Origin of the sequence: Caldicellulosiruptor diazotrophicus, assembly GCF_017347585.1 — a bacterium.
Lineage (GTDB): Bacteria > Bacillota > Thermoanaerobacteria > Caldicellulosiruptorales > Caldicellulosiruptoraceae > Caldicellulosiruptor > Caldicellulosiruptor diazotrophicus.
In genome coordinates, this window is the sequence record NZ_AP024480.1 from 910261 (window position 1) to 930235 (window position 19975).

General features: G+C 32.3%; 24 protein-coding genes, 1 tRNA gene and 2 pseudogenes. All 27 read left to right on the forward strand.

Annotation, left to right across the window (positions count from 1 at the left end; all coding sequences use genetic code 11):
* Nucleotides 1-49: 49 nt before the first annotated feature.
* The 27 genes and pseudogenes from CaldiYA01_RS04270 to CaldiYA01_RS04395 all read left to right on the forward strand — a co-directional run bounded on the left by CaldiYA01_RS04270 (nucleotide 50) and on the right by CaldiYA01_RS04395 (nucleotide 19965).
* Nucleotides 50-637, forward strand: a complete 588-nt coding sequence (locus CaldiYA01_RS04270; RefSeq protein ID WP_207181781.1) for a YdcF family protein — start codon at nucleotides 50-52, stop codon at nucleotides 635-637.
* 76 nt (nucleotides 638-713) lie between these two features.
* Nucleotides 714-787, forward strand: a tRNA-Gly gene (locus CaldiYA01_RS04275).
* 168 nt (nucleotides 788-955) lie between these two features.
* Nucleotides 956-1285, forward strand: coding sequence for an anti-sigma factor antagonist (locus CaldiYA01_RS04280; protein WP_207181790.1), 330 nt, complete (start codon nucleotides 956-958; stop codon nucleotides 1283-1285).
* A 35-nt stretch (nucleotides 1286-1320) separates the two neighbouring features.
* On the forward strand, nucleotides 1321-1773 hold the full coding sequence (spoIIAB, locus tag CaldiYA01_RS04285) for an anti-sigma F factor (protein ID WP_207181792.1): 453 nt from the start codon (nucleotides 1321-1323) through the stop codon (nucleotides 1771-1773).
* Nucleotides 1770-2492, forward strand: a complete 723-nt coding sequence (locus CaldiYA01_RS04290) for a SigF/SigG family RNA polymerase sporulation sigma factor (protein ID WP_207181794.1) — start codon at nucleotides 1770-1772, stop codon at nucleotides 2490-2492. Before spoIIAB ends, CaldiYA01_RS04290 begins: the two co-directional genes overlap by 4 nt.
* A gap of 104 nt (nucleotides 2493-2596) precedes the next feature.
* Nucleotides 2597-3313 (forward strand): ComF family protein, encoded by a 717-nt coding sequence (locus CaldiYA01_RS04295; protein ID WP_207181796.1) that lies wholly within the window; start codon nucleotides 2597-2599, stop codon nucleotides 3311-3313.
* Nucleotides 3314-3330: 17 nt separating this feature from the next.
* Nucleotides 3331-3771, forward strand: a complete 441-nt coding sequence (locus CaldiYA01_RS04300) for a TIGR03826 family flagellar region protein (RefSeq protein WP_207181798.1) — start codon at nucleotides 3331-3333, stop codon at nucleotides 3769-3771.
* Nucleotides 3772-3857: 86 nt separating this feature from the next.
* Nucleotides 3858-4142, forward strand: a complete 285-nt coding sequence (flgM, locus tag CaldiYA01_RS04305) for a flagellar biosynthesis anti-sigma factor FlgM (protein ID WP_207181806.1) — start codon at nucleotides 3858-3860, stop codon at nucleotides 4140-4142.
* A gap of 90 nt (nucleotides 4143-4232) precedes the next feature.
* Nucleotides 4233-4718: a flagellar protein FlgN gene (locus tag CaldiYA01_RS04310; protein WP_207181808.1), complete on the forward strand. Its 486-nt coding sequence runs from the start codon at nucleotides 4233-4235 to the stop codon at nucleotides 4716-4718.
* A gap of 19 nt (nucleotides 4719-4737) precedes the next feature.
* Nucleotides 4738-6315, forward strand: a complete 1578-nt coding sequence (flgK, locus tag CaldiYA01_RS04315) for a flagellar hook-associated protein FlgK (RefSeq protein WP_207181810.1) — start codon at nucleotides 4738-4740, stop codon at nucleotides 6313-6315.
* Between the two features lie 42 nt (nucleotides 6316-6357).
* Entirely contained in the window at nucleotides 6358-7305 is a 948-nt protein-coding gene (flgL, locus tag CaldiYA01_RS04320) for a flagellar hook-associated protein FlgL (RefSeq protein WP_207182724.1), read from the forward strand.
* Between the two features lie 37 nt (nucleotides 7306-7342).
* On the forward strand, nucleotides 7343-7720 hold the full coding sequence (locus CaldiYA01_RS04325) for a DUF6470 family protein (RefSeq protein ID WP_015908100.1): 378 nt from the start codon (nucleotides 7343-7345) through the stop codon (nucleotides 7718-7720).
* Nucleotides 7717-8136 carry a type VII toxin-antitoxin system HepT family RNase toxin gene (gene hepT / locus CaldiYA01_RS04330; protein ID WP_207181812.1) on the forward strand — a complete coding sequence of 140 codons (420 nt, stop codon included), beginning with the start codon at nucleotides 7717-7719 and terminating at the stop codon, nucleotides 8134-8136. The genes CaldiYA01_RS04325 and hepT overlap by 4 nt, the downstream gene beginning before the upstream one ends.
* 16 nt (nucleotides 8137-8152) lie before the next feature.
* A complete protein-coding gene (gene fliW / locus CaldiYA01_RS04335) occupies nucleotides 8153-8611 on the forward strand; it encodes a flagellar assembly protein FliW (protein ID WP_207181814.1) in 459 nt (152 codons plus the stop codon).
* Nucleotides 8612-8623: 12 nt separating this feature from the next.
* Nucleotides 8624-8866, forward strand: a complete 243-nt coding sequence (gene csrA, locus CaldiYA01_RS04340) for a carbon storage regulator CsrA (protein ID WP_207181815.1) — start codon at nucleotides 8624-8626, stop codon at nucleotides 8864-8866.
* Between the two features lie 206 nt (nucleotides 8867-9072).
* On the forward strand, nucleotides 9073-10506 hold the full coding sequence (locus CaldiYA01_RS04345; RefSeq protein WP_207181817.1) for an ATP-binding protein: 1434 nt from the start codon (nucleotides 9073-9075) through the stop codon (nucleotides 10504-10506).
* 123 nt (nucleotides 10507-10629) lie between these two features.
* Complete coding sequence (locus CaldiYA01_RS04350; protein ID WP_207181819.1) at nucleotides 10630-11451, forward strand: flagellin N-terminal helical domain-containing protein; 822 nt, start codon at nucleotides 10630-10632, stop codon at nucleotides 11449-11451.
* Between the two features lie 80 nt (nucleotides 11452-11531).
* The gene (locus CaldiYA01_RS04355) at nucleotides 11532-13430 is read left to right on the forward strand and encodes a glycosyltransferase (RefSeq protein WP_207181820.1); all 1899 of its coding nucleotides are present in this window, start codon (nucleotides 11532-11534) and stop codon (nucleotides 13428-13430) included.
* 69 nt (nucleotides 13431-13499) lie between these two features.
* Nucleotides 13500-15524, forward strand: a complete 2025-nt coding sequence (locus CaldiYA01_RS04360) for a methyltransferase domain-containing protein (RefSeq protein WP_207181822.1) — start codon at nucleotides 13500-13502, stop codon at nucleotides 15522-15524.
* Between the two features lie 275 nt (nucleotides 15525-15799).
* Nucleotides 15800-16008 (forward strand): annotated as a pseudogene (locus CaldiYA01_RS12265) (ISNCY family transposase); the annotation flags it as partial.
* Nucleotides 16009-16118: 110 nt separating this feature from the next.
* A pseudogene (locus tag CaldiYA01_RS04365) lies at nucleotides 16119-16438 on the forward strand (transposase); the annotation flags it as partial.
* Nucleotides 16439-16642: 204 nt separating this feature from the next.
* A complete protein-coding gene (locus CaldiYA01_RS04370; RefSeq protein ID WP_207181825.1) occupies nucleotides 16643-16822 on the forward strand; it encodes a hypothetical protein in 180 nt (59 codons plus the stop codon).
* A gap of 198 nt (nucleotides 16823-17020) precedes the next feature.
* On the forward strand, nucleotides 17021-17245 hold the full coding sequence (locus CaldiYA01_RS04375) for a hypothetical protein (protein WP_207181826.1): 225 nt from the start codon (nucleotides 17021-17023) through the stop codon (nucleotides 17243-17245).
* A 142-nt stretch (nucleotides 17246-17387) separates the two neighbouring features.
* The gene (locus CaldiYA01_RS04380) at nucleotides 17388-17711 is read left to right on the forward strand and encodes a hypothetical protein (protein ID WP_238480589.1); all 324 of its coding nucleotides are present in this window, start codon (nucleotides 17388-17390) and stop codon (nucleotides 17709-17711) included.
* A 38-nt stretch (nucleotides 17712-17749) separates the two neighbouring features.
* Complete coding sequence (locus CaldiYA01_RS12270) at nucleotides 17750-18124, forward strand: hypothetical protein (protein WP_238480590.1); 375 nt, start codon at nucleotides 17750-17752, stop codon at nucleotides 18122-18124.
* Between the two features lie 681 nt (nucleotides 18125-18805).
* Nucleotides 18806-19444, forward strand: coding sequence for a hypothetical protein (locus CaldiYA01_RS04390; protein ID WP_207181828.1), 639 nt, complete (start codon nucleotides 18806-18808; stop codon nucleotides 19442-19444).
* Nucleotides 19445-19566: 122 nt separating this feature from the next.
* The gene (locus tag CaldiYA01_RS04395; RefSeq protein WP_207181830.1) at nucleotides 19567-19965 is read left to right on the forward strand and encodes a flagellar protein FlaG; all 399 of its coding nucleotides are present in this window, start codon (nucleotides 19567-19569) and stop codon (nucleotides 19963-19965) included.
* The last annotated feature ends 10 nt before the right edge of the window (nucleotides 19966-19975 follow it).

Consider the following 19975-nt stretch of genomic DNA (forward strand, 5'->3'; position numbering starts at 1 on the left):
TAATAGAACATAAAGGAAAATTTAAAGAATGTAACGGGGAGTACTTTAAATGAGAAAGTTTTTAAAAATTTCACTTTACACTTTGGCTACTGTTATTTTGATATTTGCAGTTACTGAAGCATCAATAATTTTTTTTGGCATTTCTGCAAAGCCTAAAAAATCAGACTGTATAATTGTTTTGGGCTGTGCAGTTTATGGTGATTTTCCAAGTCCGTTTTTTCGAGAAAGGCTTGACAGAGCTTTTGAGCTTTATAAAAAAGGTTATGCAAGATACATAATTGTCTGTGGTGCAAAAGGGCCGGGTGAAAACATTTCTGAAGCTGAGGCAGGCAAGAGGTATCTTGTGGAAAGGGGAGTTTTGTCTGATTTTGTTTTGAAGGAAGATAAATCTTTTTCCACATATGAAAATCTTCTCCATGCAAAAAGAATTATGAATAAAAATGGTTTTAAAAGTGCTGTAATTGTTTCAAACATGTTTCACTTAGAAAGAGCATGTTTGGTTGCCAGAAAACTAAAAATAAATGCTTCTTTTTCGGGTGTATACGTAGAGCAATATTTGCATGAAGAATACTATGGTTTTGTGCGCGAAAGTGTAGCTGTGTTGTATGAGATTCTCAAAACTCTTATATCTTTCTGATTTTTTCCGCCCAAATACCTATTGACAACATCAAGATAAGGTATTATAATATTCAATGTGCAAAGAGGAAAAACGAGCGGGTGTAGTTCAATGGTAGAACACCAGCCTTCCAAGCTGGCAGCGTGGGTTCGATTCCCATCACCCGCTCCAAAATGAATATAACACCCTCAACGGCAAAAATGCTGTTGAGGGTTTTTGTTTGTCACTTAAAAACAAAATATTCTATTTCGACAAAATATTACATAAAATACTGAAGGGTTTTTTAGGGTAATATAGAATTAGAAATAATATAACTTTCAAGTTGAGGTGCCAGAAAAAATGGATTTTGAAGCAATTGTTATAGAGGGGATACTAATTTTAAAGATAAAAGGTGAGCTTGACCAATACAACGCAGATAAATACAGGCTCAGATTTGATATGAAAATTGTAAGTCCAGAAGTCCAAAAGGTTGTCATAGATATATCAGAGCTTTCATTTATGGACTCATCAGGTGTTGGCTTTCTGGTAGGAAGGTTCAAAACAGCAAAGGCATTTGCGAAGGATTTGGTTCTTGTTTGCAACTCTAATTATATAAACAAACTTCTTTCGACTTGTGGAATAGAAAAGCTAATAAAAAAATATAAAACTATTGAAGAAGCATTAAGTTAATTCTGATTGAATCGAAAGGATGTGAATTTTCAAAAATGAAGGTTTTAAATTATATGGAACTTAAGATTCCATCAAAAGCCCAAAACGAAGCATTTGCAAGAGTTGCTGTTGCTGCGTTTGTTGCTCAGCTTGACCCAACAATGGACGAAATAACGGAGATTAAAACTGCTGTCTCTGAAGCTGTAACAAATTCAATAATTCATGCATACGAGGATAAAATTGGGGAAATAATAATAAAAGGAAAGATTTATGAAAATTATATTGTAGAGATTGAAGTAATTGACTTTGGTAAAGGCATTGAAGATGTTGAGCTTGCACGACAACCACTCTTTACCACAAAGCCTGACCAGGAGCGCTCTGGTATGGGATTTACAGTGATGGAAACTTTTATGGATAAGCTTGAGGTTTTATCAGAGGTTGGCAAAGGCACATGTGTAAAGATGCTTAAAGCTATCAAAAAACGAAAGAGCGAGGGTGCAGAAAGTTGAGCAAAGCTTCTCAAGAGGAATTGATAAGTAAGGCTAAAAACGGCGATAAACTTGCACGCCAGCAGCTGATAGAAAATAATCTTGCTCTTGTGTGGAGTGTTGTAAAAAAGTTTGCTACAAAAGGAGTAGAACTTGAGGATTTATTTCAGATAGGTACAATAGGGCTTATTAAAGCTGTTGATAGGTTTGACCCGTCGTTTAATGTCAGGTTTTCAACATATGCTGTTCCTATGATAATTGGTGAGATAAAAAGATATCTGCGCGATGATGGCAAGATAAAGGTTTCTCGTAAGATAAAAGAAAATCAGAGTAGGATAAAAAGAATAAGAAACCAATTTATATCAGACCATGGTAGAGAACCAACAATTTCAGAAATTTCAAATCTCACAGGACTTTCAAACGATGAGATTTTGCTTTGTATGGATGCCTCATCTGAGGTTGCATCGCTAAGTGAAGTTATAAATCAGGAAGAGGGAAAACCTATCACGCTGATGGACATAGCATCTGATGAAGAAGATTATTCGACAAAACTTTTGGATTTGATGGCACTAAAAGAAGGGCTTAAAAAATTAAAAGGACGGGAACGCTACATAATATTTATGCGCTACTTTAAAAACAAAACACAATCTGAAATTGCAAAACAGCTCAATATCTCCCAGGTGCATGTATCAAGGATTGAAAAAAGAGCTTTAGAGAGGATAAAGAGGGAGTTTGTTTGACACGCTGTGACTTGGGAAGCGTGTCTTTTATTTTTATATAGAAATTTTTTCCCTTTTATGATTTAATATAAGTAAAATTACCTGTTTAATATTTAAAAATTCCAATGGAAAAACTAATTGAATTTTTCTTTCCATCGAGATGTGCGTTTTGCGGCAGACTTGGCGAAAGCCCGTGCGATGATTGCAAGAAAAATATAAGGTTTATTTCAGGCAATACGTGTCAAAAATGCGGAATACCTATTGGCGATACTGCTTTGCCATATTGTGCTTCTTGCTTGAGAGAAGACTTTGCATTTGAAAAAGTTTTTCCAGTATTCTATTATGAAGGGGTAGTTCGAAGAGGCGTTCATCTTTTCAAGTACAGAGGTTTTTATCAAAATGCAATAACCTTCTCAAGGCTTATGGCTAAAAAGATTCTTGAAGCAGATATAGATGCTAATATAATAACCTTTGTTCCAACAAGCTATGAAAGGTATTTGCTAAGGGGTTTTAACCATTCCTCTTTGCTTGCAAAAAATATTGGGAAGATACTTAAAATTCCCACGGTTGACCTTCTTGCAAGAGTAGGTTTTACAAAACCTTTTTATAATCTCTCACGACAAGAAAGGCAAAGAGAGATAAAGGGTAAAATTAAGCTTAAAAAAGGGTATGAAAATATTATAAAAGGCAAAAAGGTCATTCTTGTTGACGACATCTTCACAACAGGTGCAACGGCAAATGAGTGTTCAAAAGTTATACTTGAAAATGGGGCAAAATGTGTTTTTGTCTCTGTTCTTGCGATAACAAAGCTTGCACGGGAAAGTTCCAATTTAAAATTTTAAAAGGGGGTTTTAAAGACATGGATGTCAGAAACTGTCGAAGATGCGGGAAAATTTATCTTTATGACGGAAGTCCTATTTGTCCTCAGTGTAGAAAAGAGGAAGAAGAGGATTTCAAAAAAGTGAAAGAGTATCTTTATGACCATCCTGGTGCGACATTACCAGAAGTATCAAACGCAACAGGTGTGTCACCTGAAAAGATTTTGAGGTTTTTAAAGGAAGAAAGGCTTGAAATTGTTGGTGAGAGCAATATCATTTTAGAGTGTGAAAGATGTGGAAAGGCAATTAAAACAGGAAGACTTTGTGATGAGTGCAAAAAAGAGGTTGGAACAAGATTTTTGAGTTATCTTGACGACAAAAAACTTCAAGAGACTAAAAAGAAAAATGAGGAGTTTGCTAAAAGAAAGGAAGCGGGGTACAGGTATCTTTCGAAGGATTTAAAGGAAGACGAGAATAAGTAAAAAATTAATTAAACTTTTTTGAATTTTCTCACGATAATAACTGTAGGAGAAGCTTCGAAAGTTAAACTTGAGGTAGGGATGTAAGAATGAGGATAGAAGACAGGATAAGAATATTCCAAATCTATACTCAAACAGCAAAGGTTACAAGAGTTGAAAAGAAACAGGAAGTTACTTCTACTGATAAGGTTGAAATATCAAGTGAGGCAAGAGATTTTCAGGCAGTTTTGAATGCTATAAAGCTCACACCTGATGTTCGTGAAGAGAAGGTAGATGAAATAAAAAAGAAGATTGACTCTGGCACATACAATGTATCTGGCAGGGATGTTGTTGAAAAGCTGATAAGAGAATACAAAGCTTCAAGAAAAGAATGAGTAAATTTTGGCTGCTTTTAGATTAATAGCAGCCTTAATGTTTATTTTGAAAGTATAAATATAAATAAGTTTTAGAAAGGAAGCAATAAAATGAATTATATAGAGGGAATAATCAAGCTTTTAGAAGAAGAGTATAAAGTATTTGAGAGGATTTTGAACCTCAGCAATGAAAAAACAAAATACATTGTGGAAAACAATCTCTCAGGACTTATTAACGTTTCAAGTCAAGAGAGAAAAGAGTCAGAAATAATCGACAAACTTGAAAGTGAAAGACAAGAAATCTTGAATGCTTTGTCAAAAGAAAAAAATATTGCTATTACCAATCTAAATGATCTTGTGTGTATTGCCACACCTGATGAATGGCAAAGGATAAATGATTTGAGAGTAAAACTTGGTGAAATTATTTTTAAACTTAAAAAAGCAAATGACCTCAACGCTTCATTAGTTTCAAGTGCGCTTGAGTATATAGATTTTATGACAAACATAATTTCATCGCATTTTTCGGACAACACTACATATCAAAAGGATGGACAGACTGGGGCACAAAAGAAAAACCTTTTTGATGTTAAGCTGTAAAAAAAGGGGTTGAAATGGAATGTCGTTTTACGGGCTTGAGATTGCAAGAACAGGTATATTTGTCAACAGAAAAGGGTTAGAGGTGACATCGCACAACGTTGCTAATGCTTCAACGCCAGGGTATACAAGGCAGGTTTTAAATGTAAAGTCTAATCCGCCATCCAGTAAGGTTGGTTTTTACAGCCCAAAATTTCAAGTTGGCATGGGTGCTGATGTGCAAAGCCTTGAACAGATACGAGATATGTTTTTGGATGTTCAATATAGAAACGAATATTCACGCCAGGGAGAGTATGAAATAAAAGCTGATAATCTTAATTTTATAGAGTCTATTTTCAATGAACCCAGCGATACTGGACTTTCTTCTGTCATAGACCAATTTTTTTCAAGTTTGCAAGAGCTTTCAAAAAATCCAGAGAGTTTAACAGTTCGTGCGCTTGTTCGCCAGAGAGCTCAAGCTTTAACTGATGCAATACATAAGATGTACAAACAGCTTGAAGATTTGCAAAGCGAGCTAAATGACCAGGTATATGATAAAATTTTAGAAATAAACAGCATAGCATCACAGATTGCAGATTTGAACCAACAGATATTCATTTTAGAGCTTCGAGGCGAAAAGGCAAATGACCTTCGCGATCAGAGAAATCTTCTTGTTGACAAGCTTTCAAAGATTATTGATACAACTGCTTATGAAGATAAAGATGGCAGGTTCATTGTGCAGATAGCTGGAGGAGAGATCCTTGTAAATCACTTTACAGTCTATGAGCTTGAGACAGACAAATCAAAAATTATGAGAAAAAGTGGGTTTGACTCAAATGGTCTGCCAACAGGATTTAACTCTGACGACCCGCTATCACAGCAAAATCTTTACGATGTTCCAGGGCTTTTTGTTGTTATGTGGAAAGACACTGGGCAGGTTTTGAATATAAAGTCAGGTGAGTTAAAAGGACTTTTGGATATGAGAGATGGCGTCGGTGGGCTGAATGAAGATATAGTTGTAAATGGTCAACCAGTTGATGTTCCAAATAAAAATTCTTTTACAGGTATTCCTTATTATTTGAACAGACTTAATGAATTTGCACAAAAGCTTATTGAAAAATTCAATGAACTTCACACACAGGGCTGGTCACTAAACGGACAAAATACAGGTATAAACTTTTTCGAACCACCTGTTGGCCAGACATTTTTCTATGCAAGGTATATAAAAGTCTCTGATGCTATTATGAATGACCTTAATAACATTGCAACTACCTATGATGTAAATAATCTTCCAGGGGGAAATGACCTTGTTGTTGATATGTTGAAGCTAAGAAATGACACTTCAATTTTCAAAGAAGGAAAGTTTGAAGATTTTCTAAAATCTTTAATTTCAAACCTTGGAGTTGACTCTCAAGGTGCAAAAAACTTTGCAGAAAACCAGAAAGTTATGGTTACCCAGCTTGACAACAGACGCCAGGCAGTTTCAGGTGTTTCTATAGATGAAGAGATGACAAATTTAATTAAGTACCAGCATGGATTTCAGGCATCTGCCAGGATGATAAATGCATTTGATGAGATGTTGGATGTAATAGTAAATCGCCTTGGTCTTGTTGGAAGATAGCAGGCTTTTTACAAAATGAGAAGTTTGAGAGGTGAAGCTTTCGTGAGAATTACAAACAATATGATGGTCAACAACTTTTTAATAAATCTAAACAAGAATCTTAGCAAGTTAGATGACATACAATATAAAATGGCAACAGGCAAGAAAATTCGCTATCCATCAGATGACCCTGTAGTTACTGCAAGGTCATTGAGACTGCGAACTGATGTATCAGAAATAGAACAGCTTCAAAAAAATGTGGATGATGCAACATCGTGGGTTGACACAACAGAAAGTGCTCTTGCGGATATCAATGAAAGCCTTCAGAGAGTTAGAGAACTTGCTGTGCGCGGTGCAAACGGAACAAACACAAAAGAGGATATGGCTCAGATTGCAAAAGAGGTTGCTCAGATAAAACAGCATATAATTCAGGTTGGAAATACAAACTATGCAGGAAGGTATATCTTCTCTGGTTTTAAAACAGACACAGCACCGATAAATTCTGACGGTTCTTTTTCAGATACAAACGGTTTTGATTCAACAGGAGGGTATCCTGTTGATTTGTCGACTGGTAAAAATATTATTCAGTTTGAGCTTATGAAAACAAACTATATTGGTGTCAATAAATCAGCAAATCAGGTTTTTTACATTCAGGGCGAAACTAATGAAAATAAAGGTAATCTCTTCAAGGTTTTGGATAATATTATAAATGCGCTTGAAAGTGGGGATGCAACTGCGGTAAACTCTCTTTTGAGCGATATTGACAGACACATAGACAACGTTGTTGCACAGCGTGGTGATGTTGGGGCGCTTCAGAACAGACTTGAGCTTATTAAAAATAGGCTCAGTGACGACAATGTGAACTTTACTACATTGCTATCAAACAACGAGGATGTTGACATGGCAGAGATTATAATGCAGCTGAAAACCGCAGAAAATGTTTACAGGGCAGCACTTCAAACAGGTGCTCAAGTTTTGCCACCAACACTTTTGGATTTTCTAAGATTTTAAATAGCATTTGGTAAAAAAGTTTGAGGAAGTGCTAAAAATGCAAATAGCAAGGATTCAAATTCACCAGGAGTTTGTAAAGGTAAAACTTTCTCAGGAGCATATAAAAGTTAGAATAAATCAAGACAGGTGCTGGGAAGAGGTAAACCTTGGTTCAACAGATTATCTTGTGCGAAGCTCTGCACAAAGAGGTTATGAGCAGGTTTTAAGGTATATAGAAAAGACAGCAGAAAATGGCAACAGACTTGCCAGAATTGAAGATGGTGGTCAGCCTATAATTGACATATGCATAGAAGAAGCATTTCCTGAGTATGACTATAACGTAGATGTCATCCCAAAAAGCCGCCCGCAAATTTACTTTGAAGGTGGCAAGGTGTATATAGATTTTGAGATGGGCAAGGTTGATGTGAGGGTATGAACGGAAGAGAGGTTATAATAGATAAGATAAGCAAAATAATGTTTAGAATGAAAAGAATAGAGAGATTTAAAAGTATTACTTTTGAAGATTTTAAAGATAATAATAATATTCAAGATGTAGTTGCTTACAATTTGTTTTTGATAGCTCAAAATCTAATAAGCCTGTGCAATCACATAATTGCTGAGAAACAATTTGAAGTGCCTGAGAATTTTGAAGATATTCCTGAAATTTTAGCTAACGAGAAGGTTATTTCGGATGCTTCTTCCATCTTTATAAAGAAAATGATTGATTTGAGAAATGCAATTGTTTATGAATATGCCCAATTAGATTTAAATGTTGTATATGACATCTTGAAGAATGATTTAAATGAGATTAAGAAAGTTCTAAAGGAAATTGTGGATTATTTAAAAATATGAAAAGGGAGAATAAAAAATGGTAGTTCAAAAGTCAGTAGTCCAGTCAAGGGTATTTGGAGAGCTTGAAGTAAATGAAGAGAATATAATAACCTTTGAAGAGGGGATTCCTGCGTTTGAGAATTTAAAAAAATTTGTAATTGTCAAAGAAGAAGGCAGTCCATTTTTGTGGCTGCAGTCAATCGAAGATAAAGACGTTGCATTTGTCATCATTAATCCATTTGACATAAAACCTGACTATGAATTTGACATAGGCGAGGAAGTTTTGAAAAAGCTTGAGATAGAATCAGAAAGAGACGTTGCAGTTTTTTGTATTGTTGTAATTCCAGAAGATGTAAAGCAAACAAGAGTTAATCTCAAAGCTCCAATTATTATAAATGTGAACAAGAGAAAGGGAATGCAGTATCTTTTAGATGATGAAAGATATCCTCTAAGGTATTACCTTTTCGAAAATTTAAATTCAAACGTGCAGAAATGAGGTATATAAAAGATGCTTGTTCTTTCGCGCAAAGTTGGTGACCAGATTTTAATTGGAGATGATATAATAATAAAGGTCATCAGCATAGAAAAAGATAGCGTAAAGCTTGGAATAGATGCTCCAAAAAATATAAAGGTTTTGCGATATGAGCTACTTCAAGAGGTTAAAAATGAAAATGTCGAAGCTTTGCAAGGCAAAGATAGACTTAGCAAGATTAAAGATTTAAAAGAAATTTTGTCTGATGAGCAAAGATAAAGGGGCAAGATACAAAAATTGGAAGGTCAATTGAAGGCAGGTAAAAGTCTGCCTTTTTTATTTTTGTAAGGTTATTTTATTTGAAATAAGCTCAAAAATCCAAAATATACTTTAAAAAATTAGCTTAAAAATATAAAGTATACTTTAAATTTTTAGACTAAAAATTTAAAGTATGTGATATAATATTGAATAAGGAGGTAAAAAAATTGACTATTACAAGCTCAGAGAACGTATTGAGAATTTTATACTCTTATAATCCCTGGTGGAGAGAAGGATATTTTCCACAAGATTTATCTAAACCTGTAAAAAGAATGGCATACTATAAGGTGGTTAATTTGCTAAATCACCCAACTATCAGAAGGTATCTTATACTTTCAGGCGCACGTCGTGTAGGCAAAACAACCATATTATACCAAATAATAGAGTCACTTTTAAAGGATAAAGTTCATCCAAAAAAGATACTATATGTTTCGTTTGATCATCCTTTGTTTAAACTTTGTTCATTCGATCAAATTTTGAATCTTTATGAACTAAACATCAACCAATCAGAGGAAGCTTATGTATTTTTAGATGAAATTCAATACGCGAGCGATTGGGACAGATGGTTAAAAGTATATTACGATACAAAAACGAAATGGAAAGTTGTTGCAACAGGTTCTGCTTCACCAAAACTTATTGAAGGAGTAAAGGAAAGTGGTGTTGGTCGCTGGACAGTGATTTCTGTTCCAACCCTTTCTTTTTATGAATTTTGTGAAATACTTGGTGTTGAAGAAAGACCCAAGGATTTACCAAATTTAGATTTAAGAGAGCTTTTAAATTTTAATGATCATCAGATTTCTGAACTTGTCTTTTTGCTTATGCCTTTGCAAAAATATTTCAACAGGTACTTGCTGGTTGGAGGATTTCCTGAATTTGCATTTTCAGAAGACTGGTTTTTAATTCAACGAATTTTAAGAGAAGATGTTGTAGATAAAGTCATCAAAAGAGATATTCCTTCTCTATTTAATGTTAGAAACTTAACGGTATTAGAGAAAGTTTTCTTGTATTTGTGTTTCAATTCTTCAAGTGTAATAAATATTTCGACCATCAGTAAACAAATTGAAAATGTATCAGTAATTACAATAGAAAATTATATTCACTTGCTTGAAAATGCAAATTTGATTTATAGGAGCCTCCCAATCGAATTAGGGGGCAAAAAAATTTTGAAAGCAAAACCGAAAATATATATATCTGATCCAGCTATTAGAAATGCAGTTTTGATGATAGACAATCTTTTTACCGACAGCAAAGAACTTGGAATTACAGTTGAAACAACAGTTTTTAAGCATGTATATAACTTCTACAGTGAAGCAAACGTAAAGATAGGTTATTTTAGAAAATCAACTGATAATCAAAAAGAGATTGATATAGTTATTGAGTATCCGAATGGTAAGAGCCTTATTGAGGTAAAGTTTAGGGAAGATAGCACACTTCTTGAGAGTGATGCAATTGTACAGATGTGCCAAAAAGAAAAAGATATAATCTCAGCAGTGCTTATTACAAAGAGAGCAGAAGACTGTGGCAGAGTTGAGCTTAATACAAAGGTACCAATAATAAAGATTCCTGCGTTTGTGTTTATGTATTTGTTTGGGAGAAGGTAAAAAAATTTTTCTTTACCCTCTAAACTCATAAGACAATCCTACCGATAATTTAAATGAAAACAAAATAAAGCTTCACAGGGACGTGAAGCTAAAAAATTAAATTCAGGGAGGGTGTTGTTAAGGATGCGTATTAATAATAACATTCAAGCGCTTAATACTTACAACAGATTGACAATTAACAATGACATGCTTTCAAAATCACTGGAAAAACTTTCATCTGGTATGAGAATCAACAGAGCGGGCGATGATGCAGCAGGTTTGGCAATTTCAGAAAAGATGAGAGGACAGATCAGAGGTTTGAACCAAGCTATTAGAAATGCTCAAGATGCTATTTCATTAATTCAAACAGCTGAAGGTGCTTTAAATGAGACACATTCGATCTTGCAAAGAATGAGAGAGCTTGCTGTTCAGGCAGCAAACGACACCAATACAGATGATGACAGGAACGCTCTGCAGGCTGAAGTTGATCAGCTGAAGGCTGAGATTGACAGGATCGCAAGTACTACACAATTTAACACAAAGACCTTATTAAACGGAGGGTTGGTAGCAAGTACTGGATTAGTATTCCACATTGGAGCTAATATCAACCAGAATATTACTTTAACGATTCGTGCTGTTAACACAAGCTCATTGCAAATTACTTCTTTATCGGTTGCTGCACAAACGTCTGCAAATAAGGCAATTTCTACAATTGACAATGCGATAAAATATGTTTCTGAAGTAAGAGCAAAATTTGGTGCATATCAGAACAGACTTGAACATACAATAAATAACTTAGGTGTTGCTTCTGAAAATCTCACTGCTGCAGAAAGCAGAATCAGAGACGTTGATATGGCAAAAGAAATGATGGCATTTACAAAAAACAACATTTTGATGCAGGCAGCAACAGCAATGCTCGCTCAGGCAAATCAGCTTCCACAAGCTGTTTTACAGTTGTTGAGGTAAGAGGTTTAAAGCTAAATAAAAGGGCCCTGGTTTTAAGCCAGGGCTTTTTTAAAGTTTTTTGGAAGGGAGATGTCATTGGTTTGACTTGGAGAAAGCTTAGTATTTGTATGATGGTAAAAGATGAAGAAAAAAATTTAAAAAGATGTTTGGAAAGTTTAAAACCGATTCTTAAAGGCGACGAAGTTGAATTGATTGTGGTTGATACAGGTTCGAAAGATAGAACTGTTGAAATTGCAAAACAATATACTAATAACATCTTCTATAAACCTTGGAATTATAATTTTTCTGAGATGAGAAATTACACGATTTCACTTGCAAAAGGTGAATGGATTTTTATTTTAGATGCTGACGAAGAGCTTGAAGACGCGAAGATAATATTAAAGGAAATAGAAATGGCTGAGAAGGAAGGTGCAAATGCAATTAATATAGCCGTAAAAAATTTAGTTGAAGAAAATAATAAACAAAACTTTGTTTTCGGTTTTTCACCAAGACTCTTTAGAAATGGTTTTATAAAATACGAAGGAGCAGTTCACAATCAGCCTATTTTTAGACCTCCTATATACAACAGTAAAATTGTTATTTACCATTATGGCTATATTATGAATGATACTAAGCTTATGGAATATAAATATAAGAGAACAGTTTCACTTCTTAAAAAAGAACTTGAGAAAGACCCATTAAATATTTATTATAGATATCAACTTGGTGTTAGTTATAGTATGTATGGGAAAATTAAGGAAGCAATAGAAGAATTTAGGAAGGTCTATAACCTTTTGAAAATGGAAAATAGTGAAATAAAAAAAGGCTTAGTTGTGGTATATGGTTTGTATGCAAATAATCTTTTATTACTTGGACTTTTCGATAAAGCCTTAGAGGTTGCGGAAGAGGGACTTAATTTTAATGATGAGTATATTGATTTGTATTACATTGCTGGGCTATCTCTTTATGCAATGGGAAGAAGACAAGAAGCATTGGTATATTTCAAAAAATACATGGACCTTTTTAAAAAGGTAGATCAGATTAAACTCCTATACGATGCAAGAGTTGTATTTTACAATATAAGTAATAGTTATTTTGATAATGTTAACGCTATGGTTGTGCAATACTTATTAGATATAAATAATTTTTTAGAAGCCAAGGTACATATAGAGCAATTTAAAGACAATAAGCTAAAACTTCAGTATAGGACTCTTTTGCATATAAAAGAAAAAAATTTTAATGAATTGTTTGATTTTTATTCTTCTTGTAACCAAGAAGACAAAGAAAAAGTTTCTGAATTTATTGAAAAATATATTACTTACTTCAAATTTGATGAGGATGAAAGGTTAGAAATATATAAGAAATTTTCGGAATCAAATGATGTCTATGGCAAATATTGCTGTATAATAACAAAAAAAGAAAAGGTAGAGTCTGCTATTTTAAATATATTTGACTCAAATGTTTTCGGATTACTACCTTCCTTTTACACAAAAGTTCTTTTTAGGGTTGCAGAAAAAAAAGAATTTTTGCTTGAGACATTAAAGAAAATTGATGTAATGGTTCTGAGGACAAAAACAGCTGAGGCATTGGCAGCAAAGTTTATTGATTTTGAAGATGTTATTAGCCTTTTAGAAGTAATAAAGCCGGAAAAAGCAGATATAGATATTTTAGCTCATTATATAGCTTTAGCATTGTTGGTATTGTTAAATTTTCCTCGCCAAAGTGATGAAAGATTATATGAGATATTCTTAAACTACACAGAAAATGGTATATTATTGATGAGCAAGCTTTATAAAAATGAAGAAATTAGTGAAAAATACAGATATTTTTTATCTGAGGAGGAGAAATATTTTGCTTTAATGTACTTGATTTACCTTTCATTACAAGAGAAGAGAATGGACAAGAGTATAAAATACTTACGAGAAGCAATATCAACAATGCCAAAATTGGTTAAACACCTTAAAAGATTCTCTAAGGACCTCTTAGGAGTGGATGTTTAGAAGTTAGATTAAGTAAAACTGTAGGGGATAGTTAGTAATTTTTACGTACATTTGAGGGAGTGAATTTAAGTGAATGAAAACATTGAGAGTAAAGTTGAGAGAATAAAAAAGCTTCTTAATGAACTTGTTGAAAAAGGAGAATTAGATTATGCGTTAGAAGTGATTGACAAATGCGAAAATGTTATTAAAAATGATATAGAGATTATTTCAATGAAAGGGATAATATACTACGCTAAAAATGAGATTGAAAAAGCAGAAGAGATTTTCAAAAAAGGTTTGCTTGTTGATTTTACATATGCAGACTTTTATTATAACTTGGGCTGTGTATACGAATTAAAAGAAGAATATGAAAAAGCGGCGAAATTCTTTGCTCGAGCTTTAGAGTTTGCTACTGGCAAGGAAACAATAGATATTGGCAAAAAGTTGAATAATATTTTGTGTAAAATTTCTACTCCTTTGAACGATGAAATCAAAATAGCTTTCTTTGTGAAACCGGGGTTGGACAGTTTTCTAAACGATATAATATTAGGCTTGATGGATGAATACTTTGTAAGAAAGATTACTGTCACTGATTTTAAACAAATCGACGAAGGCATGCAATGGGCTGATATTTGTTGGTTTGAGTGGTGCGATGAGCTTGTAATATATGGGAGTAGACATGAATTAGCAAGAGAGAAAAAGATAATATGTAGATTGCATAGGTATGAAGCATTTACAAATTATATATTTCAGGTGGAATGGGAAAATGTAGATAAGGTGATATTTGTGGCGTCTCATATATTAAATATTGTAAATTCAAAGTTAGGTGGTAAAATAAGGGAGAAAAGCATTATTATTCCTAATGGTATTAATTTACAAAAATACAATTTTAGAGACAGAAAAAAGGGCTTCAACATAGCTTATGTTGGTTATTTGAATTATAGAAAATCACCTAACATGTTACTGCAAATAATTGGTAAATTAACACAAATTGACAAAAGATATCGTTTATTTATTGCTGGAGAATTTCAAGATGAAGAAAATATGACCTATTTTGAATATTTGATAAAAGAGATGGGATTAAACGACTATGTAATTTTTGAGGGATGGCAGAAAGATATAAATACATGGTTAGAAGATAAAGATTATATTTTAAGTTGTAGTATCTTCGAAGGTCACCCGGTAGGAATAATGGAGGGAATGGCAAAAGGAATAAAGCCAGTAATTCATAATTTTGTAGGAGCAAGGGATATTTATTCTAAGGAATGGCTATGGAATAGTATAAACGAAGCTGTTAGCATGATCATAGAAGAAAAATATAATTCTATAGAATATAGAAGATTTGTTGAAAATAATTATGGTTATGACAAACAATTGAATGAGATAATAAAAGTTATTAGTGAAGTGAATGTTGTTGGCGTACCTTCATTTATCGCAAATAAACTTCAAAATAGTATTAAAACAACAGATGAGGAGATAAAAAAATATTATAACAATTTTAGTTCATATCTCAAAAGAGATAGAGAAAGAGAAAACCCTCGACACTTATATATAAAGAATAGGTTAAAAGAATTAATAAAACCTTATTATTCTGTCTTAGATTGCGGGTGCGGGATTGGTATAATAAGTGAATATATTAAGAATATGGGAGTCAAAGAAATAATAGGTATTGATATTTCACATGAAAATATCAATTATGCGTGTGAAACAATAAAAGATGTGATTTTTTTGGAGGGTGATATTGTAGAAATCAATCTAAATAAAAAATTTGATGTTATTTTGATGATTGACGTGTTGGAGCATATTCCTTTGGAAAAATATCCTCAGCTTTTTTGTAATTTAAAAAGACATTTAAAAGAAAGTGGTTACGTATATATGTCAATACCTACTTTTGAATATAATGAATTTATAAGAACTTATAGACCTGAGTTACTTCAAATAATAGATAATTCAATTTCTATGGAGATGATGGTTGAACTTTGTAAATATGCCAAACTTAAGATTTTATTCTATAACACGTACGGTATAGATGTTCCTTTTCAATATAATGAATACATAATTATTAGTGAACCTCAATATGAACAATTATGGAGCAATTTAATACCACAATTTTAGGAAATTTTAAAATCTAGCGTCTGCAAGCTACAATGTGTATTTCAGTTATTTACAAAAATACGATAACAAAAAACAATCCTTTTATAACATAAGTAGTAAACATATTCGCTAAAATGGTAATTTCTGCTTTTAAGAGATAACAGTAATTATTATCAAATTAAAGGTTAGGTTGCAAAACGTAAATGGAAAAGACAAATAGAGATGTAGCCTTCCAGGAACAAATCAAATAGGTAGGGAATTTCTGATTCTTTTGCGGAACTTGTTATAATATTTGTGCGACAGAGAACAAGAAGAGTACAAAGTATTGTAAAAATGTGGGAAGTATTTTAAGAATTCAAAACGCACGGTTTTCAGAAAGTGAGGAAAGCAAAATGGTGTATTAAAAAGAGTGAAGATTGAAAGATTATTTGAAAAATTGATTGGAGAATATAATTTAGAAAACATGAGATTGAGAGGGTTTAGAACATATAAAAGGCACGTGAACTGAGTTGAATCTATATAATTGTGTAAAAAGGGATTGAGTCATCCCTTACCCTCTGGTTAGAATAGAAATTAAGAAGAACCAAAAACCAACACTAACAGGAGGGATGAGGAATGATTCAATACAATATTACCATAGATTCTGAAATTTCGCATTACCTTTTTACAACAGGCACAAAAGACGAGAAATTAGCCAAGTTTTTAGAATTAATACTTAATCAATTTCAGCAGCACAAGCTACTTCAGCAAATTAAGACAAAGCCTTACGAGAGAACAGAGGAAAGACAAGACTATCGTAATAGTTATTATTTCTGTGAATTTAATTACCAGGGTAGTGACTTTGGCTTTAAAAGGACCGAGACTTCGCAATGGCAAATTTAACATGCAACCTTTTTGAGCGTTATTATCAAAGTAAACAAGCGCTTTTATTATCTCCACCATATCATAGCTTTGCAAAAATCTTGACTCTGTAATTGTAAAGTAGAAATTTGAGAACTTTATGAAGATAATAAGTTTCCTTTTTTGATAGTTAATGCAATGGTTACAAAAATAAAAGGAGAAGGTCGCGTTCTTTAGTAAAGTTTATTGAATTGTTATAAGTATAGACGGAAAAGGTTACAAGGAAGTGAATAATAGGTATGGAAAATAGCAACAAAGTACTGGAAGCTACTTTCAATCTTTTTATAAATCATCCTGAATTGTTAAAAATATATTTAGGTAAAGCAATTGACATACTTCTTAAACGGGATTTGTATTTTTTGAAAAAAGGATTACACGAAAGAGCAATCTCATATTGCCTTGCTATTTACATTGAGTAGTTTTTTTGCTCAGGTTTGATGTAGATTGTGAATACGATGGTAACGAAGAACATAAAAGTGGACGTAAAATATATTGAAAATATTTGTTTTGAATACAGTAAACACAACTGCAAAAGATTTAATTGTGACAATTGCCGCAATAAAGTTAGTGTATATCCAGATATAATTGTTCACAAGAGAAGAGTAAATTAATTTAATTTGCTTATAATTGAAGTTAAAAAAGTGAATTCATCGCATGTTCTAGAGATTGAAAAGGATATACATAAGTTAAAACAGTATACTAAACAAACCATAAGTAGTAAAAATAACAAAATAATTTTTGCTACAAATATGGGGGTTTTAGGCTTTTATATTGGTGACAACGCTAAAGAAGAACCTTTGATTAAGCGGTTTAAAAATGGTAAAGAATTAGCGGTAAAGTAAGTTTTAGTCTAAATTTTACTATTTTTGACTGAATTTATTAACCAAAAACTTTTAGACTTCTTCGCAAAGTTTTTGCAAACTCTTCGAATAAAACAGGATGCGGATAATACCCAGATTCTCCAAAACTATGAAGGAGCATATAATGAATATTTTATGCCGTTTTCCAATGAGCCTCAGTATATATTTAGTGAATGATGTATTTAAAAACCTCTTTCCGCTTGCCTTTGATACACCTTTTGAGAACTACATGTTCTTTTCACACATTTGGCAACAATTAAGCTTCTTTTTGTTGGTCTTTGCAGCTATTATAAAATCTGATTTTACAGAAGATATAGCAGCAGACTTCATTCAATCATTTTCAAAAACCATTGAACACAATACCGCATACCTTACAAACTTGCTCCAAATACTTGAGAAAAATAATGTTAATACATTGGCATATATGGCGATTTTGATAAGGGGATAAGGAAAATTAACATAAAAGTCTGGGATGGTGAGAAATGTATGCGAAATTATGCTGAAGAACTTGCGTATTGGTATTTTCGACTTAACGGTTTTTTCGTTTTAGACAATTATGTGCTGGATAGAAATCAACAAAAGGGAAATATAACGTATGAAACTGATATTATTGCTATTCGGTTTCCATATGTGTATGAAGAAATTGGAGGAAGAGAAGATGACTGGCATGAAGATTTAAAGAATATAATTCCTATGTTTGAAGAAAATATTATAGGAGTAATTTGTGAGGTAAAGAGTGGAGAATGTGGTTATTTAGATAGAGATCTATTTATTGAATCTAAAGTAAGGAGATGTTTACAGAGATTGGGTTTTTTAGATATGGAAGTGATGAGTTCAGAAAATTTTATGATAAATTGTTAAACAACAGTAGCTATTATTATAAGAATTATACAATTGTTAAAATACTTATTTCACAGAGTAGGCATACAGGAGAGAAATTTGAAAACATTTTGCTTAGTAATATTGATAGCTTTATTACTAAGAGGATAAAGAAATACAGTGAAAAGTATTCTGATAGAAATTTTTTTAATTCTAATCTAATTCAATATAAAATTTGGGAAAGTAAAAAAATTAATCTCTAGCTCATATTGAGAAAAAAGTTGAAAGAATTTTAACAAGTATTATAATTAGCTTGTTGAATAAAATAGATTAACAGAAAAGACAATAAATAGATATATATATATATATAAAAAGCCATCCTCGGTGAGGTAATATTTAGTAAAATAAGAGTAAAAGCACTTATAGATGTTTGCAAAGTAAGTGGCGATTGATAGTAAAAGGACCCAAAAATGATATAGAATGCATTAGTATGAGAAAAGAAAGGCAAATTAAAACTTAATATTTCTAATACTAACAAGAATAAACAGCAGCAAAAATATTACATGAAACAGAAAGCTTTAAAGAGACAATAGTATCTCATGCCTTCTAACCTTAAAATTTTTCTCACATTCTGTATGGACAAGTCTATACTATCATGAAAAAATATCTATTTAATAAGCTTAAGAGATAAAATCTTAAAAGCTAGCAGGAGGTTATTCAAAATTGAAAAAAGGTGATAGCTTTATTCTTGATTTTTGGGAAAAGATATTTCTATTTTTTCAAAAAATTTCTTTATTCTATTGGATTAAAAAAATAACAAAAAATAAATCTTATTTCCTTGTTGATATGTGGGTTTTAGGACATTTGGTGTTAGCATTTGTTTCTACTCTTATTACTTATTATATTGGTGCAAAATGCAGAGTAATAATTTGGATAGTAATCACATATGCAATATTAAGAGTGTTTGAGATAATAGTTTATCAGTTTAATGTTTTATTTTTTGATAATTATAGAAACAAGAAGAAAGGTGAGCCATATAAAATTAAGTCTGCTACACGAATGGTCATATTACTTTTACATAATTATTTTGAAGTGATGATGTGGTATTCAGCATTAATGATTTCTATTCTTTTGCTAAATGGAAATTTTACTAAACAGAAAAGTTGGTGGGATTATATTCGAGCCAATGTTTTGAATGTTGCAACTTTTAATAGTGATGATATTCAAAATATAACAGGTGAATTTACTTCAGTTTTATCTAACTTTGTATTTTTGGAAAATATGACTGGCTTAATTATGACGATTATTTGCTTGGCTCGGTTTATTAACTTGCTACCAAATGTTGAACGGGAAGATGATTAATCATCAGTTAGAAAATTAATAATAAAAACTCTTTTACCTGCTCAGTAACAGTTTTTATTAAACTTTTCCCTTTCCACAACCGATAATATAAAAAGAAACACCATAAAGAGAGGGAAGCGATAATGGTTGTTGATGGCATTGGAGTCAAAACCATTGATATATCGAATGCAGTATCAAGAATTCAAGACAGCAGGACAAAGCCTGAAAATATTGAAGTTAGTTTGCAGAACGAAAAAGGTATAAATAAAGAGGGGGTTAACGACAAATTTATAGACAAAAATGACAGAAAGGAAATTGATGAAGATACACTCCTAAAGATGATAAACCAGGCAAACAAAGCATTTGAAGCAAAATACACACGGCTTGAGTTTTCTATTCACAAAGAGACACATGAAATTGTTGTAAAAGTATATGACAAAGAAACAAATGAACTTATAAGAGAAATACCACCAGAAAAGATTTTAGATATCATTGCAAAGCTTTGGGAACTTGCAGGCATTTTTGTGGATGAGAGAAAATAAGGTGGTGATG

Excerpts from the sequence above, each read along its gene's own strand:
- CaldiYA01_RS04350 (WP_207181819.1), top strand. The coding sequence starts at position 10,630 with ATGCGTATTAATAATAACATTCAAGCGCTTAATACTTACAACAGATTG.
- CaldiYA01_RS04280 (WP_207181790.1), top strand. The coding sequence starts at position 956 with ATGGATTTTGAAGCAATTGTTATAGAGGGGATACTAATTTTAAAGATA.
- CaldiYA01_RS04310 (WP_207181808.1), top strand. The coding sequence starts at position 4,233 with ATGAATTATATAGAGGGAATAATCAAGCTTTTAGAAGAAGAGTATAAA.
- CaldiYA01_RS04270 (WP_207181781.1), top strand. The coding sequence starts at position 50 with ATGAGAAAGTTTTTAAAAATTTCACTTTACACTTTGGCTACTGTTATT.
- flgK (WP_207181810.1), top strand. The coding sequence starts at position 4,738 with ATGTCGTTTTACGGGCTTGAGATTGCAAGAACAGGTATATTTGTCAAC.
- fliW (WP_207181814.1), top strand. The coding sequence starts at position 8,153 with ATGGTAGTTCAAAAGTCAGTAGTCCAGTCAAGGGTATTTGGAGAGCTT.
- CaldiYA01_RS04370 (WP_207181825.1), top strand. The coding sequence starts at position 16,643 with ATGGAAAATAGCAACAAAGTACTGGAAGCTACTTTCAATCTTTTTATA.
- CaldiYA01_RS12270 (WP_238480590.1), top strand. The coding sequence starts at position 17,750 with ATGCGAAATTATGCTGAAGAACTTGCGTATTGGTATTTTCGACTTAAC.
- hepT (WP_207181812.1), top strand. The coding sequence starts at position 7,717 with ATGAACGGAAGAGAGGTTATAATAGATAAGATAAGCAAAATAATGTTT.
- CaldiYA01_RS04300 (WP_207181798.1), top strand. The coding sequence starts at position 3,331 with ATGGATGTCAGAAACTGTCGAAGATGCGGGAAAATTTATCTTTATGAC.
- CaldiYA01_RS04380 (WP_238480589.1), top strand. The coding sequence starts at position 17,388 with ATGAATATTTTATGCCGTTTTCCAATGAGCCTCAGTATATATTTAGTG.
- flgM (WP_207181806.1), top strand. The coding sequence starts at position 3,858 with ATGAGGATAGAAGACAGGATAAGAATATTCCAAATCTATACTCAAACA.
- spoIIAB (WP_207181792.1), top strand. The coding sequence starts at position 1,321 with ATGAAGGTTTTAAATTATATGGAACTTAAGATTCCATCAAAAGCCCAA.
- csrA (WP_207181815.1), top strand. The coding sequence starts at position 8,624 with ATGCTTGTTCTTTCGCGCAAAGTTGGTGACCAGATTTTAATTGGAGAT.
- CaldiYA01_RS04325 (WP_015908100.1), top strand. The coding sequence starts at position 7,343 with ATGCAAATAGCAAGGATTCAAATTCACCAGGAGTTTGTAAAGGTAAAA.
- CaldiYA01_RS04295 (WP_207181796.1), top strand. The coding sequence starts at position 2,597 with ATGGAAAAACTAATTGAATTTTTCTTTCCATCGAGATGTGCGTTTTGC.
- CaldiYA01_RS04395 (WP_207181830.1), top strand. The coding sequence starts at position 19,567 with ATGGTTGTTGATGGCATTGGAGTCAAAACCATTGATATATCGAATGCA.